Genomic DNA, 14,662 nt, shown 5'->3' on the forward strand with positions numbered 1-14,662 from the left:
TGCTGTTCAAGGTCTGGTTACGTCCTGCTTGGTGCGGTTCGAGGAATGGGCGGCCGGCGCCTGTCTGGGAAGCCAGCCATGGTCCTGATACCAGGCCAGGGTATCGCTGATGGTGCGTTCCAGGGACCGGAAGCTCAGGTCCAGTTCCTGTTCGCTCTTGCTCGGGTCGAAACGGCTGCGACCGGATTCCTGAAGCATTAGACGCACCGTGGCCAGGCTCAGCAACACCGGCTTGCCGGTCAAGCGGGCATAGAGTTCCTGCACCGCCGCCAAGGTATAGAGCAAAGGGACTGGCAACGGGCGCACTGGGGTCCTGACGCCAGCGACACGCCCCAGCAGCGGTACCAGTTCGGCCATGGTCATGTGCCGGCCCGCCGCCAGGTAGCGTTCGCCCCGGCGTCCCTGGCGCGCGGCGGCAATCTGCGCCAGTGCCACATCGCGGGCGTCGACCACTGAGAAACTGCCTGGAACCAGGCCGGGCAGGCGGCCAAGCACCACGTCGTTGAGCAATTGTCCGGAGGACGTCGGCCCGATGTCTCCGGGGCCCCACATCCAGCCGGGCAGAACCATGCAGGCATGCATCTGCGGATGGCTCTCGAGGAACGCCAGCACTGCTTGATCGGCGAGGATCTTGCTGCGGTAGTAGTCATCCGCATCGGCGGGGTCACGCAGGCACGTCTCGTCGATCAGTTGGCCGGGCTCGCCCTTGAGCACGGCAATCGACGAGGTGTGGATGAAGCGGCGGATACCGGCGCTGTAGGCCCGCTCCAGTAAGCGCTGGGTGCCCAGGACGTTGATCTTCTGCAGTTGTTCCCAGTGACTGCCACCCTTGTAGTTGTCGCGAAAGAACGCCGCGGTATGAAACAGCGTGTCGCAGCCATGCAGTGCAGCGGCGAACCAGTCGACATCGGCCATGTCGCCCACCACCAGTTCCAACCCTGGCAGCGAACCGAACTGCTGTTCACCCTTGGCTCTTGAACGTACCAGGGCCTTGACCTGGCAGCCTCGGGCCAGCAGTTGCCGGACCAGATTGTTGCCCAGCAGGCCAGTGGCCCCGGTGACAAAGGTGTAATGCATTTCAGGGCGATAGCCGGCATCGGCGTTCGCTTGGGTGCGGTGTTCGGGGGCAGTGCTCATACGGTCCGTTCCATGGGTTTGGAGGGCGCTAGATATACCTTGGCCAGCACCACGGAAAAACAGCGAGTCCTGCATAATGGCTTTGCGAATTTGCAAAGCGACCAGCAGGGAGTAGGGCTTTGGAAGCGAATTGGGATGATCTGCGCCTGTTGCTGGCGGTCTGGCGGCGCGGCAGTTTTCTGCAGGCCGGCCAATTGCTGGGGGTGGCGGCCTCGACGGTGTCCCGTCGCTTGAGCCAATTGGAAACGGCCCTGGGCGAGCCACTGCTGCAAAGAGGTGTCGAGGGCTGTTGGCTGACGCCGCGGGGACAATCACTGGTGGAAGTCGCCCTGGCCGCAGAGGAAGGGCTGAGGCGCCAGAGCACTGTGGGCCTCACGCAGTCGCAGAGCGAACTGCGCGGCAGCATCCTGGTCAGTGCAGGCGAGGGCTTTGCCCCTTGGGTGCTGGAGGCAGCCCATCGGGTGACGTCGGTTCATCCAGGCTGCTCGGTGGAGCTGCAGGTGAGCGCCGAGTTTCACAAGCTGGCCCGCGGCGTGGCGGACATCGCGGTGCGCACTGCGCATCAGGGTGAGCCTTCGCTGATCTATCGCGCATTGGGCAAGCTTGAGTATGGCGTGTTCGCCAGTGCTGACTTGTTGCGCAGGTGCCCGGACATCACCCCGGCGACGGCCGCCACCATCGGCTTGCTTCCACCCCTGGACAACCTGCCGCAGATGCGCGCGGCCAAGGCCGCAGGCCTTGAGGGCCGGCAGATCAGGGTGAGTTCGTTCACGACTCAGGTCGAGGCGGTACGGCGCGGGATGGGGATTGCGGTCATGCCGCGGATTCTGGGGCGCGATCTGGTGGAGCTGTTTGCGTCGATGACGTTTCCAGCGATGGAGATCTATCTGGTGACCCGGCCTCAAGCCTTGAAGCAGGCGCATATCAAACACTGCTTCGAGGTTCTGGAGCAGGTTTTGAGTGAGGCACTGGCGCCTGGACAACCCGGCGCAATCCCTTAGGACTGCGCCGGTGCGTCACTCAGTGCGGCGCGCGGGGAATGGTCTTGAGCAGGTCTTCGGGGCTGATGTGGCCGACGACGGCTTCGGCGGCGGCGCTGCCCGGCAGCGGCAGGTCGAGGATGTGGCCCTTGATCTTGCCCACGACGTGCATTTCGCAGGGCTTGCAATCGAACTTCAAGGTCAGTACTTCGTCACCGTGCACCAGTTGCATCGGTGCCACCTTGGTGCGCACGCCGGTTACGCCCTTGGCCTGCTTGGGGCACAGGTTGAAAGAGAAACGCAGGCAGTGCTTGGTGATCATCACCGGCACGTCGCCGTGTTCCTCGTGTGCCTCGAAGGCAGCATCGATCAGTTGCACGCCGTGGCGGTGGTAGAAGTCGCGGGCCTTCTGGTTGTAGACGTTGGCCAGGAACGACAGGTGCGACTCCGGGTACACCGGCGGCGGGTTGCTTTCGGCCTTGCGCGTGCCCCGTGGATGAGCCGCGACGCGGGCCGTGTCCAGCGCTTCGATGACTTCCCGGCGCAGGGCCTTGAGCTGGGAATTGGGGATGAAGTACGCCTGGGGCGCATCCAGCTTGATGTCGGTGGCGTGGTAGAGGGTGGTGCCCAGTTGCCCCAGCAGGTCCTGCAGCTGCCCGAGGGCCTGCTCCGGCTTGTTGGCCACGCCGAACGGACCGTCCAGGGTGACGCTGGCGCTGATGCCTTCTTCGCTGGTGGCGGTCAGTTGCAGGCGTTCTTCACGCAGGGTGGCCAGCCAGGACAGGCCAATGCGCCGCTCGGCGGAGGTGCGGGTCAGGGCCTGCTGCCAGTTGTGGTCGAGGTTGCGGCTCAGCGGATGGTTGGGCCGCAGGCGCTGCAGGGCTTCGGGCATCTCGTTGGGTTCGACCCGATAGCGGTAGCGTTTCTCGCCGTCTTCTTCGAATTCGCCGCGGGCTTCGGCGATGTTGGCGCGAAAACCCACCACTTCACGCTTGACCAGCAGGTTGAGGCCGTCGCCGTTGGACAGCGGCTCGAAGGTCACCACTTGCAGGTCGCGCTTGCCGACTTTTTCCACGGTGCCCACTGGCAGCCCGGTGAAGGTCGGCGAGTCGAAGGCGCCGATGTCTATCTTGCGCTCGCTGACGAAGTAGTCGGTGCTGCCACGGTGAAAGGTCTTGTCTGGATCGGGGACGAAGAAGTGCGCGGTGCGGCCGCTGGAGGCGCGGGCCAGGTCCGGACGGTCTTCGAGGACGTCGTCCAGGCGCTGACGGTAGTAGGCCGTGATGTTCTTCACATAGGCCATGTCCTTGTAGCGCCCCTCGATCTTGAACGAGCGTACGCCGGCTTCCACCAGGGCGCGGATGTTGGCGCTCTGGTTGTTGTCCTTCATCGACAGCAGGTGCTTCTCGTAGGCGATCACGCCGCCGTGCTCGTCTTTCAGGGTGTAGGGCAGGCGGCAGGCCTGGGAACAGTCGCCGCGGTTGGCGCTGCGGCCGGTCTGGGCGTGGGAGATATTGCACTGACCGGAAAAGGCCACGCACAAGGCGCCGTGAATGAAAAACTCGATGGCCGCGTCGGTTTCGGCGGCGATGGCGCTGATTTCCTTGAGGTTCAGTTCACGGGCCAGCACCAGTTGGGAGAAACCGGCCTGGTCGAGGAACCTGGCCCGCTCCAGGGTGCGGATATCGGTCTGGGTGCTGGCATGCAGCTCGATGGGCGGAATATCCAGCTCCATCACCCCCAGGTCCTGGACGATCAACGCATCGACACCCGCGTCGTACAACTGATGGATCAGCTTGCGCGCCGGCTCCAGTTCGTTGTCGTGGAGGATGGTGTTGAGGGTGGTGAACACCCGGGCGTGATAGCGGCGGGCGAACTCCACCAACTGGGCGATCTCGCCCACCTCGTTGCTGGCGTTGTGACGGGCGCCGAAGCTCGGGCCACCGATGTACACCGCATCGGCGCCATGCAGGATGGCTTCGCGGGCGATGGCCACATCGCGGGCAGGGCTGAGCAGTTCCAGGTGATGTTTGGGCAAGGACATGTTTTTTTAGTCAGGCTTATCAGGATCAAGGCGCGCATTGTAGCGGCGAAACGCGTGCCCGGCACCCGTATGCTGCCCGGTGGCGGCCACGCATTGCGCGCAGCCGCGAATAAACCCGCGGCGTCAGGCCTTGGCGGCCATCGCGGTGACCTCCACGCGCATGCCTTCCACCGCCAGGGCGGCCACGCCAACGGCGGCGCGCACCGGCCAGGGCTTGGCGAAGAAACGTTGGTAGACCTCGTTGAACGCGGCGCGGTCGGCCATGTCGGTGAGGTAGATGGTCAGGTGCATGACCCGGTCCATGGAACTGCCGGCTCGCTCCAGGGCCACTTTCAGCGCCTGCAGGGTGCATTCGCTCTGCAGGGTGATGTCCCCCAGTTCCAGGCTACCGTCGGCGCGGGTCGGGATCTGAGTGGAAACCAGGATGCCGTTGAACGCGGCGACGTCGGAGGAGATGGAGTCCGCGTCCGGGTCGGGGGTGAAGATGAGGTCTGGGTTGGCCATGGGGGTCTCTTGTTCGAGGGAAAACGGTTCGCAAGGATGAGTGGGTGCCGATTGAAGTTCAAGTTATGAGGGTCTTTTTCCGGTCCTCATCCCATGCGTCGTCCAGGTCACGCTTGCAGGCTCAGGAGCCTGTTCACATCGCGGACCCGTTGCGCGTCGGCTGCGGGAGCGCTTTTGAGCATAAAGCTGAGCTTGTCGTCAGCGAACTTCATTCCCGGCTACCGGCCTGGAACAGTTGCAGGAAGCCTTGCAGGGTGTTGTCGACGAAGCGCTGGTCCGAGGTGCCGGCGGGAAAGTGCAGGACGCCATGGATCACCAGCGACGCCAGGCCATGGGTATAGGACCAGCCGGCGAGGGCGGCCCGACGGACCTCGGGGTGTTCGATGTCCAGTTCGAGGATCTCGGCAATGATCCGTCGCAGCTCGCCAAAGGCTTGGTTGCGGGCATTGAGTAAGAGGGGCGGCATCTCGCCAGTGGCGAACTCGGGGCCGAACATCAGCTGGTAAAGCGCCGGGTTGGCGCGGGCAAAACTGAAGTAGGCCAGGCAGGCATCGCGCAATTTTTGCAGGCCACTCTGGGTACTGTCCCGGGGCAACACCTGGGCCAATTCGTGAAAGCCTTGAGCGGCCAAGTGGCCGATGAGCTCCGCGCGATTGGCGTAATGGTGATAGGCCGCCGTGGCACTGACCCCGACCCGTTCGGACACCGCGCGCAGCGACAGCTTGGTCGGGCCGACTTCCTCAAGCATGTCCCGGGCCGCATCGAGCAGTTGCGGTGCCAGATTGCCCACGTGGTAGGAATCCCGTGAGCGCGAGGAGTGCTTGGTCATGTTTGGAAGGCCCCGAATGGCTTCGACTGAAAGGCAAAAAAAAGCGCCGAAATCTTATCATGAGCCATAATCTTGACGGCGCTAAGATTGGCTCGTAGCCTGGGCGCCACAACAACAAGACCGCTTAAGGAAGCCCCCTATGTCAGAACTGAAACTGCAACCCCAGGCCGCCGTATCCTTGCAACGCTGGCACGCCATGGTCGCCGGGCAAGACCTGCACGACTTGCCCGGACTGCTGGACCCCAAGGTGGTGTTTCGTTCGCCCATGGCCCATACCGCCTACCCGGGAGCTCAGGTCGTGGCGACCATCCTTGGCACGGTGCTCAATGTCTTCGAGGACTTTGCCTATCACCGCGAGCTGGCCACCGCCGATGGCCTGAACGTGGTGCTGGAGTTCAGCGCCCGGGTCGGCGACAAACAGGTCAAGGGCATCGACATGATCCGCTTTGACGAGGGCGGCAAGATTGTCGAATTCGAGGTCATGGTGCGGCCCATGAGTGGGTTGCAGGCCCTGGGAGAGGAAATGGGCAAGCGTTTGTCCGCCTACCTCGCCGCCAGCAAGGGAGCGCCGTCGGCACCCTGAGAAGCCGGGTTATTCGAGGGTTTCACCGGCGGCCGGGCTCAGCCAGGTCGCCACCACCCGCCGATCCAGCTCTTCCCAGTCCGCCATTCCCAGCACCCGAGTGGTGTTCAGGCCGCGCAAATAGCCGCGCAGTTGGTAGGCAACCGCCTGCAATGCCTGCGGGTCTGCGCTGTTGTCACGCAATACGCTTTCATACTCGATCAGGTAGTCGGCCACCCGCTCGCGAAATTCGGGCAGGACGGCATCGCGGATAAGGTCAAAAGTTCGCACGCAAGAATCCCTTTTAGTTGTAGTTGGACTGCCGGGCAGTCTGCCCGCAGGGCAACTATTGGTTCAAGTGATAGTGACAATCAAAAAACAGCTATTTTGTCGGACGCGTCAACCGTGGAAAATCGCCGCCCTCGATAGCGCCCGCAGGGTTCACCCCGTGGCGCCCTGTACCCGCGTTCTTGACTCCAGGATGTGTCCGATGCGCCTTTTACCCCTGTTTGCCATGACTTCTGCCGCTGTTGTGCTGGCCGGCTGCGCCTCTGCGCCGAACAACCCGAGCCTGGTCATGCAGACCCGCAAAACCCCCGCCCAATACGCCGATTGCGTGATGCCCAAGCTGCAGAGCAGCGACCAGACCGCTACCGTTTCGCAATCACAGCGCGGCTACCGGATCGTGGTCACCAGCAAGGTCGCGGCGGACAACGTGCTGGAAGCCTACAAGGCGCCCAACGGCGGCAAGGTATTCCTCTATGAGCGGCATTTGCTGGCCTCCAGCTTTGCCCCGTCCCATTTCGAAAAGACCGCACAAGACTGCCTGTAACCCGCCGGGGCTCATGGCTTCCTGGCGCGGGCGCTGCGGCGACAGCGTTCGGAACACCAGCGCACCTCATCCCAGCAACGCGCCCAGCGTTTGCGCCAGGTGAAGGGCCGGCCGCAGGCGGCGCAGTCCTTGCGCGGCAGGTCGGATTTCTTCACAGGGGCTCTCCAGCGTCCAGGCGCGCCAGCAACTCCTCGCCCCGTTGCCAGATGGCGTCCCGGCGCGGGGCGTCCATGCGCTGCAGGTTGCGATAGGTCAGCGCCAGGCGCGGATTGGCGCCCAGTTGCTCCTGGTGGCGGATCAGGAAATGCCAGTACAGGGCGTTGAACGGGCAGGCATCGCTGCCGGTGGCCTGGTCCACCCGGTAACGGCAGCCGCCGCAGTAGTCGGACATCCGCTGGATATAGCGACCGCTGGCGCAATAGGGCTTGGAGCCCAGGTAGCCACCGTCGGCATGCATCACCATGCCCAGGGTATTGGGCAGTTCGACCCAGTCGAAGGCATCCAGGTAGACCGCCAGGTACCAGTCGCAGATGGCCTTGGGGGCGATGCCGGCCAGCAGGGCAAAATTGCCGGTGACCATCAGCCGCTGGATATGGTGGGCGTAACCCAGTTCCAGGGTCTGGCCAATGGCCTGGGACATGCAGCGCATGTCGGTGGCGCCGCTCCAGTAGAACTCCGGCAGGGCCCGGGTATTGCCCAGGCCGTTGAGCTCGGCGTATTCCGGCATGCGCAGCCAGTAGATGCCGCGTACATATTCACGCCAGCCGATCAGTTGGCGGATGAAACCCTCCGCGGCATTCAGCGCCACCCGGTTCTCGCGGTAGGCACGCTCGACATCGGCGCAGAGTTGGCGCACATCCAGCAGGCCGATGTTCAGCGCGGCGCTGATCCGCGCATGAAACAGAAAGGGCTCGCCCTCGGCCATGGCGTCCTGGTAATCGCCGAACGCGGCCAGGGAAAAGTCGAGGAAGTGCTGCCACAGCTCCTGCGCCTGCTCGTGGGTCACCGGATAGTCGAAGCGCGCCAGGTCACCGTAGTGATCGCTGAAGCGCTGGCCTACCAGTTGGAGTACCTCGCGGGTAATGGCGTCGTGGCCGAAGCGCGCCGCAAAGGGCCCGCGCAAGCCCCGGGGCAGGGCCTTGCGGTTGTCGGCATCGAGGTTCCAGGTGCCACCGCAGGGGCGGCCATCGGGCTCCAGCAGCAGGCCGCTTTGCCTGCGCATCTCGCGGTAGAAATACTCCATGCGCAACGACGTCCGTCCGGCCGCCCAATCGCGGAACGCTTCGCGCGAACACAGGAACCGCCGATCCACATGAACAGTCAGGGGCAGGCCGGCATCGCGCAGGGCCTGTTCCAGCCGCCATTCTCCGCACTCGGTGACATGCAATTGAGCCGCACCGAGGGCCGTCTGCCAGCGCCGCAACTCGCCATGAAGGCTGCCGCTGTTGTCAGGGTCGTCCAGCTTGACGTAGATCACCCGCCAGCCTTGCTCGCGCAGGCGCTCGGCAAAGTGGCGCATGGCGCTGAAGATCAGCAGGATTTTCTGTGGATGATGGCGGACATACCGCGCTTCGCTGTCGACTTCGGCCATCAGCAGTGTGTCGTGGACCGGGTCCAGGACCTTGAGCAACTCCAGGTCGAACGACAACTGGTCGCCCAGCACCAGCCCCAGTCGGCCGCCAGCGCCGGCGGCTACCACGGCAGACGCTCGCCGTCGTAGGCAAAGAACTGGCCGCTGTCGGCCGCACTCAGGCGGTCGATCAGCGTCAGCAGCTCCCAGGCCGCCACGCTGGCCGGACGCGCCGCCGCGGAGCCGCGAAACGGTTGCGACAGCTGTGACACCACCGTGCCGGGATGCAGGCTGAGCAGACGGGCCCCGGGCCGGGTTCGCGCCAGTTCGATGGCCGCGGTTTTAACCAGCATGTTCAGCGCGGCCTTGGAGGCGCGATAGGCGTACCAGCCGCCCAGGCGGTTGTCGCTGATGCTGCCGACCTTGGCCGACAGCAGCGCCATCGCGCCCTGGGGCGCCAGCAAGGGCAGAAAGTGCCGCAGGACCAAGGCCGGGCCCACGGCATTGACCTGGAACACTGCCTTGAGCGCCTGGTCTTCAAGGGCGGCGTAGGTTTTTTCCGGTTTGATGTCGGCGCGATGCAGCAGACCGGCGGCATGCACGATCAGCTGGTAGGGCGCCTCACCCGCCAATTCGGCGGCGGCCCGGGCAATGCTGTCGGGCTGTTCAAGGTCGAGCGCGGGAAGCGTGCCGCGGGACAGGGCGCGCACCCCGGCGCAGCGCGGGTCCTCTTCGAGCCACTGGCAAAAGGCCGAGCCCAGCGCGCCGCTGGCGCCAATCACCAGAGCACGATAGCCCGCACCCAGGGACTGCATGTTAAAGGTAGTGCTCATTGTGTTTTACCCACCGATTGACGTGGCAGCGAGCCTGACTCCCTGCTCGCACTGTCAAAATCCATGAGTAATAGTTGTACATAAAATTTGATTTTGTACAGGATTTTTGCAGCGATTGCGGCTAAAAAGTCTTCAGGGTGAAGCCGCTGCCGGCTTCGGCAATGGAAGGAGAGGGCAATGTGGGGTTTTTGCTTGATGCTTGGCCTGGTATTGGTCGTGGCGCTGTTCCTTTGCCTGCGCCGTCGCTGGCCGAGGGTGCGGCGACCGGTGCGCAAGGCCAGTGCCTGTCTGGGCGGCGAAGAGCAGCACCCGCTCGATTAGGTTGTACGTGTGCGATTGTGCTGTACAGCTTTGCTCTATGGCTGTGCTGATCATGATTCGCCCGCCGGCACAGGAGTCCGGCGGGCGGAGCGCTCCATCAAGCAGCAACCCCCAGCCAAGGCAGCGCCAGGTACAGCTTGATCACGATGGCGTTGCTGATGTCGATAAAAAATGCCCCCACCATCGGCACCACCAGGAATGCCATTGGCGATGGTCCGTAGCGCTGGGTCACCGCCTGCATATTGGCGATGGCCGTCGGCGTCGCGCCTAGCCCGAAACCGCAATGGCCGGCAGCCAGGACCGCAGCGTCATAGTTGCGGCCCATGACGCGGAAGGTGACGAAGATCGCAAACAGCGCCATCACCAGGGTCTGCACGGCCAGCAGAATCAGGATGGGCAGGGCCAGGCTGGCCAGATCCCACAGCCGCAGCGACATCAAGGCAATCGCCAGGAACAGCGACAGGCTCACGTTGCCCAGCAGCGACACTTCCTGATCGAAGACCTGATGCCAGCCCAGCGCCGACAGGCCATTGCGCAACACCACCCCGACGAACAGCACGCAGACGAAGGTCGGCAGTTCCAGCGCCGTGCCCTGGATCAAGCCGCTGAGAAAACTCCCGGCCTGCAGGCTGATGGCAACCAGGGCCAGGGTCTCGATGAAACTCAGCGCGGTGATCTGCCGCTCCTTGTAGGGCTGCTCATAGCCTCTGGGCAAGCGCGGTTCGCCTTGCACGGCCCCAGGGGTTTGCACCCTCTTGACCAGCAGGCGAGCGACCGGCCCGCCGATCAAGCCCCCCAGCACCAGGCCGAAGGTGGCCGAGGCCATGGCGATTTCGGGGGCCGAGGCCAGGCCATATTGCTCCTTGAACACTGCGCCCCAGGCTCCGCCCGTGCCGTGACCGCCGGACAGTGTCACAGAGCCGGTCAACAGCCCCATCAAGGGATCAAGCCCCAGCGCCTTGGCCAGACCAATGCCCATGGCGTTCTGTACCAGCAGAAAACCGGTGACCAGCAGCAGGAATACCGCCAGGTTGCGCCCACCTTTTTTCAGGCTGGCAAAGTCTGCGCTCAGGCCAATGGTGGCAAAGAAGGCCAGCATCAAGGGCGCCTGGAGCGAGGTATCAATGCGGACTTCCATGTCCCCCATACCCCGCAGCAGCAGAAGCAGCAAGGCCACCACCAAGCCTCCGGCCACAGGTTCGGGAATATTGTAGGCACGCAAGAAACCGACTCGGGTGACAAGGCCACGCCCCAGTAACAGCACCAACGATGCGGCCACCAGGGTTCCATAGAAGTCCAGTTGGACCATTCGCACACTCCTCAGTCTGGGTTTCTGGACGCACTGTCTGCCAGTCGCGCCAGCGGCTAGGGTTGAGAGGCCTCAACCTGATTGATTGCGGGCTGGACGGCGGTTACTGGCTTGCGACCTGCACGGATAGCCACGCACATTGCCTGGCGCCGATCGATCAAGTCGGGCCGTTGGATAAGGCTGTCGCGCAGCGGCAGGCGCATTGAGTGGTCGCGCCGCTGCCGGTAGTCGGTCTGGTGTTCTGCGTGGGAGGTTTTCAAGTAATTGATTCACGCCCGCACTTTGCGCCCGCAATGGCGGGCTGATTGCATTGCGCTGGCGTTAAGAGCGGATTAACAGAGGCCCAGGCGTGCGTGGAAAGCGGGTTTTTAAGAAATGTCTGATCAGGGGGCGAGATCAGGCGAGGGCGCATCCCCGAGCAGGATCGATTTGAACTACTGGTTTTGCAGGCACTCCACGGCAGAAGGGACAAGATTTCTTCGCCCAGACGTGTCGCCACCAGGGAAAAACCATGAAGTCCGTCGATGATTTCCGGCTTGAGGCGTACAAGCTGCTACTTGAGCTGGATGCTGCAACGACGAGCATGATGATGCTGGTTTCCGCACGACAGACCTGCGGGCCTGAGTGGGAGAACGCAACCCGCAGGCATCAGCAGGCTTTTGAGGCCTGGACGCTGTTTCTTAGAAGCCAGGCCCCGGAGCCCTCTTTATAGGGACAGGGCCACATCCAATAGCGCTTCTATACGCGGCTATAGGGTGTACTATCGAATTCTTCTCACCCACTATCAGCCAGCCATGTCCACGCTAAGCGAAGAGAGCCGCCAGATCGTAGCTTCTCTGGCGCGAAGTGTTGGCCCGGAGGCTGACGTTGCAAGCATCGCCCAGGCGATTGTCTCAACCTTGCAGCGCATGAGCCGCGCCCTCACGCCGATTATCGGTGAGCAGGGGGTTGCCGCTCTTTACTGCCGCAGCCTTCATCTGTGCATCTCGGCGCAACCGCGCCTGGCCGGCCTCTATGACGGGCTACAGGCCGAATTGAACCTGACGGCCCTCAAGTCGGTACTCATAGAGCAAAGCCCGGCCGAGGCGCTGTTTTTCGGTGAAGTGATGCTCACCACCTTCTATGAACTGCTGACCACGCTGATTGGTCCCTCGCTCACTGCACGCTTGCTGAGTGGCGTGTGGGAGCCTTTCTTGAGCGATCCCCCTTCGCAGGAACATGCGCCATGAGCAGCAAAGTCACGATCAACCGCTTGGCCACTGGCGTGCCAGGACTGGACGAGGTGCTGGGCGGAGGATTGCCGGAGTTTTCGTTCAATCTGATCGCCGGCCCGCCGGGCTGCGGCAAGACCACCCTGGCTCACCAGATGATGTTCGCCCTGGCGACGCCGCAGCGTCCGGCGCTGTTCTTTACGGTGCTCGGGGAGCCGCCGTTGAAGATGCTCCGCTATCAGCAACAGTTCGACTTTTTTGACAGCGCAGCGATCAACCAGTCGATTCACTACATCAACCTGGCCGACGACACCCAGGCCGGCGACCTCGACGAGGTACTACGGCGTATCGTCAGTGAGGTCCAGGCTCACTCGCCGGGGTTGGTGTTCGTCGATTCCTTTCGTTCGGTGGTGCTGGCAAGCCAGACCCGGGACAACCCCAACAACAACCTGCCGCTGTTCGTCCAGCAGTTGGGCATGTTGATGACCACATGGCAGGCGACCACCTTCCTCATCGGTGAATACTTCAATGAAACCGACACCAACCCGGTGTTCACCGTTGCCGACGGCTTGATCTGGTTGCGTCAGAGCGTTCAGCGCAACTCCATGGTGCGCAAGATGGAAATCATGAAGATGCGTGGCCAGCCGACGCTGCCGGGGCTGCACACCTTTCGCATCGCCACTTCGGGAGTCCGGGTTTTTGCACCGGCGGCCATCAGCACCGTTGAAACGCCACTGGAGTTCCCCATCAAGCGCCTGAAGATGGGCGTTGCGCGTCTTGACGACATGCTCGGTGGCGGCCTGCCACAGGGGTATTCGCTGCTGGTGGCCGGACCGTCGGGCTCGGGCAAGAGCATTCTGGCGGCGACCTTCCTCGCCGAAGGCGCGCGCAACGGTGAAACCGGCGTGATTGCAGTGTTCGAGCAACGACCCAACCATTCGCAGAACCCCACCCTGGCCGCCCTGATCCACAGTGGCCAGGTTGGCCTGGTGGACAGCCGGGCCGCTGATTTGTCGATCGATGAAATAGTCCATCTGCTGCTGACCGAGATCACCCGGATCAAGGCGACCCGAGTGGTGGTGGATTCACTGTCCGGCTTCGAGCTGGCCCTGGCGCCGACTTTTCGCGAGGATTTTCGCGAATCACTGGCGCGGATGGTCAGCGCGCTGACCGGCGCCGGCATTACCGTGCTGCTGACCTCGGAGTTGGAAGATCGCTACACCGACCTGCGCTTCAGTCCCTACGGTACGGCGTTTCTCACCGATGCCATCATCGTCCAGCGCTACATCGAAGTGCAAAGCCGTTTGCAGCGCATCATGGCGGTGGTCAAGGTGCGAGCCAGCGCTCATTCCGATGAGCTGCGCCTGTACCAGATCGATGATGACGGCTTGCAGATCGGCGAAATGCTGCCTGATCAGGAAGGCCTGCTCGGCGGTCGTCCCACCCGGCAACACGTGGACAAAGGCGAGGTGTGAGTAGAAAACAATGAACGAGGTCAATGGCAAGACCGACCAGGCCGCCACGGCGGCTCGTGAACTGTTGCTCCTCGGCCAGAAAATCGTCCAGGCGCGCGCAGTTCTGGCGTCGTTGCAAAAAGAACTGGGCGAAGCCAACACCCGGGTCGGCGATAGCCAGTACATCGAGCAACTGATCGAGGCCAATCAGCAACTGGTACAGGCCATCCTGCTGGCGCAATCCAACGCGCAGGAGGCCTTGCGCATCCAGCAGGAGCAGCCGTTGAACCTGGAGATGCGCGAAGCCAATGAGCAGTTGGTGATTGCAGCGCTCAGCGCGCAACACCTGCAGGCCACCGCCGAGCAACTGCTGGAGCAACAGCGGCACATCCTGGTACTGGTGGCCCATGAACTGCGCCACCCACTGACGCCCATCAGCATGATTGCCGGCCGCCTGGCCCGGGTCCCCAGTGAAGAGCTGCCACGAATGCAGGCACTGATCGAAGGTCAGGTGCAGCATATGTCGCGGCTTGTGGATGATCTGCTGGATGTCTCCCGGGTCAGCACCGGCAAGCTGCACCTGGATCGCCAGGTGGTGGACTTGAGGCAGATTGTCGATGACGCCATCGAGACCTGTAGACCCTTGATGAAGGCCCGGCATCTGCACTTCAGTGCCCAGCGACCGGATGACCCGTTGCCGGTCGAAGGCGACCCGGTGCGTCTCAAGCAGATTCTCGGCAACCTGCTGGGCAATGCTGCCAAATACACCCCCGCAGAGGGGCAGGTGACGCTTTCGGTCAGCACCCGGGGCGATGCCGTGCAACTGACGGTTTGCGATAACGGTATTGGCATTTCTGCCAAAGCCCTGCCGTTTATCTTCGAACCCTTCATTCAGGACGCCCATGCTATCGGCTTCAATGGCGCCGGGCTGGGCATCGGCCTTACGGTGGTGCGCGAACTGGTGGAAGCCCATGGCGGAACAGTGCAAGGCATGAGTGAAGGCAGCGGCAAAGGCAGTCGCTTCGTCGTGATTCTGCCCCTGGTGAGCGATTTAATTTCCACCCCCAACCCGTAGC

The 14,662-nt window shown here is 63.0% G+C and carries 17 protein-coding genes; 8 read left to right on the top strand and 9 right to left on the bottom strand.

The window, feature by feature from the left end:
- Window positions 1-6: 6 nt before the first annotated feature.
- Window positions 7-1,077 carry an SDR family oxidoreductase gene (locus KHO49_RS29160; RefSeq protein ID WP_110595745.1) on the bottom strand — a complete coding sequence of 357 codons (1,071 nt, stop codon included), beginning with the start codon at window positions 1,075-1,077 and terminating at the stop codon, window positions 7-9.
- Window positions 1,078-1,256: 179 nt separating this feature from the next.
- On the opposite strand from KHO49_RS29160, the gene KHO49_RS29165 reads away from it, so the two are divergent.
- A complete protein-coding gene (locus KHO49_RS29165; protein ID WP_123390915.1) occupies window positions 1,257-2,138 on the top strand; it encodes a LysR family transcriptional regulator in 882 nt (293 codons plus the stop codon).
- 19 nt (window positions 2,139-2,157) lie between these two features.
- On the opposite strand, the gene KHO49_RS29170 is transcribed toward KHO49_RS29165, so the two are convergent.
- The 3 genes from KHO49_RS29170 to KHO49_RS29180 all read right to left on the bottom strand — a co-directional run bounded on the left by KHO49_RS29170 (window position 2,158) and on the right by KHO49_RS29180 (window position 5,494).
- Window positions 2,158-4,161 carry a peptidase U32 family protein gene (locus KHO49_RS29170; protein WP_110595649.1) on the bottom strand — a complete coding sequence of 668 codons (2,004 nt, stop codon included), beginning with the start codon at window positions 4,159-4,161 and terminating at the stop codon, window positions 2,158-2,160.
- A gap of 123 nt (window positions 4,162-4,284) precedes the next feature.
- Complete coding sequence (locus tag KHO49_RS29175; RefSeq protein WP_102865077.1) at window positions 4,285-4,665, bottom strand: RidA family protein; 381 nt, start codon at window positions 4,663-4,665, stop codon at window positions 4,285-4,287.
- Between the two features lie 208 nt (window positions 4,666-4,873).
- Window positions 4,874-5,494 carry a TetR/AcrR family transcriptional regulator gene (locus tag KHO49_RS29180; protein WP_110595654.1) on the bottom strand — a complete coding sequence of 207 codons (621 nt, stop codon included), beginning with the start codon at window positions 5,492-5,494 and terminating at the stop codon, window positions 4,874-4,876.
- Between the two features lie 139 nt (window positions 5,495-5,633).
- Here KHO49_RS29180 and KHO49_RS29185 point away from each other — a divergent pair, with 139 nt between their 5' ends.
- Window positions 5,634-6,077 (top strand): nuclear transport factor 2 family protein, encoded by a 444-nt coding sequence (locus tag KHO49_RS29185; RefSeq protein ID WP_213666335.1) that lies wholly within the window; start codon window positions 5,634-5,636, stop codon window positions 6,075-6,077.
- Between the two features lie 9 nt (window positions 6,078-6,086).
- Here the strand turns inward: KHO49_RS29185 and KHO49_RS29190 are convergent, their stop codons facing one another.
- Entirely contained in the window at window positions 6,087-6,347 is a 261-nt protein-coding gene (locus tag KHO49_RS29190) for a hypothetical protein (RefSeq protein WP_213666336.1), read from the bottom strand.
- A 199-nt stretch (window positions 6,348-6,546) separates the two neighbouring features.
- Here KHO49_RS29190 and KHO49_RS29195 point away from each other — a divergent pair, with 199 nt between their 5' ends.
- Window positions 6,547-6,888: a hypothetical protein gene (locus KHO49_RS29195; RefSeq protein WP_102879384.1), complete on the top strand. Its 342-nt coding sequence runs from the start codon at window positions 6,547-6,549 to the stop codon at window positions 6,886-6,888.
- An 11-nt stretch (window positions 6,889-6,899) separates the two neighbouring features.
- On the opposite strand, the gene KHO49_RS29200 is transcribed toward KHO49_RS29195, so the two are convergent.
- From KHO49_RS29200 to KHO49_RS29210, 3 genes are read right to left on the bottom strand one after another with little or no spacing between them, the layout of a single operon-like run.
- On the bottom strand, window positions 6,900-7,043 hold the full coding sequence (locus KHO49_RS29200; protein WP_102879383.1) for a DUF2256 domain-containing protein: 144 nt from the start codon (window positions 7,041-7,043) through the stop codon (window positions 6,900-6,902).
- On the bottom strand, window positions 7,040-8,587 hold the full coding sequence (locus tag KHO49_RS29205) for a cryptochrome/photolyase family protein (protein ID WP_213666337.1): 1,548 nt from the start codon (window positions 8,585-8,587) through the stop codon (window positions 7,040-7,042). Before KHO49_RS29205 ends, KHO49_RS29200 begins: the two co-directional genes overlap by 4 nt.
- Window positions 8,581-9,291 carry an SDR family oxidoreductase gene (locus tag KHO49_RS29210; RefSeq protein ID WP_213666338.1) on the bottom strand — a complete coding sequence of 237 codons (711 nt, stop codon included), beginning with the start codon at window positions 9,289-9,291 and terminating at the stop codon, window positions 8,581-8,583. The genes KHO49_RS29205 and KHO49_RS29210 overlap by 7 nt, the downstream gene beginning before the upstream one ends.
- A 177-nt stretch (window positions 9,292-9,468) precedes the next feature.
- Here KHO49_RS29210 and KHO49_RS29215 point away from each other — a divergent pair, with 177 nt between their 5' ends.
- Window positions 9,469-9,612, top strand: coding sequence for a hypothetical protein (locus tag KHO49_RS29215; protein WP_170003011.1), 144 nt, complete (start codon window positions 9,469-9,471; stop codon window positions 9,610-9,612).
- Window positions 9,613-9,709: 97 nt separating this feature from the next.
- On the opposite strand, the gene gltS is transcribed toward KHO49_RS29215, so the two are convergent.
- Window positions 9,710-10,921, bottom strand: a complete 1,212-nt coding sequence (gltS, locus tag KHO49_RS29220) for a sodium/glutamate symporter (protein WP_110651677.1) — start codon at window positions 10,919-10,921, stop codon at window positions 9,710-9,712.
- A gap of 511 nt (window positions 10,922-11,432) precedes the next feature.
- Here gltS and KHO49_RS29225 point away from each other — a divergent pair.
- From KHO49_RS29225 to KHO49_RS29240, 4 genes are all read left to right on the top strand, one after another.
- Window positions 11,433-11,633, top strand: a complete 201-nt coding sequence (locus tag KHO49_RS29225; protein ID WP_110651679.1) for a hypothetical protein — start codon at window positions 11,433-11,435, stop codon at window positions 11,631-11,633.
- Window positions 11,634-11,715: 82 nt separating this feature from the next.
- Window positions 11,716-12,150, top strand: coding sequence for a hypothetical protein (locus tag KHO49_RS29230; protein ID WP_249735884.1), 435 nt, complete (start codon window positions 11,716-11,718; stop codon window positions 12,148-12,150).
- Complete coding sequence (locus KHO49_RS29235) at window positions 12,147-13,607, top strand: ATPase domain-containing protein (RefSeq protein WP_213666339.1); 1,461 nt, start codon at window positions 12,147-12,149, stop codon at window positions 13,605-13,607. Before KHO49_RS29230 ends, KHO49_RS29235 begins: the two co-directional genes overlap by 4 nt.
- A gap of 10 nt (window positions 13,608-13,617) precedes the next feature.
- Complete coding sequence (locus KHO49_RS29240; protein ID WP_110651681.1) at window positions 13,618-14,661, top strand: sensor histidine kinase; 1,044 nt, start codon at window positions 13,618-13,620, stop codon at window positions 14,659-14,661.
- Window position 14,662: the final 1 nt, after the last annotated feature.

Origin of the sequence: Pseudomonas sp. RC4D1, from assembly GCF_018390395.1 — a bacterium.
Lineage (GTDB): Bacteria > Pseudomonadota > Gammaproteobacteria > Pseudomonadales > Pseudomonadaceae > Aquipseudomonas > Aquipseudomonas danubii.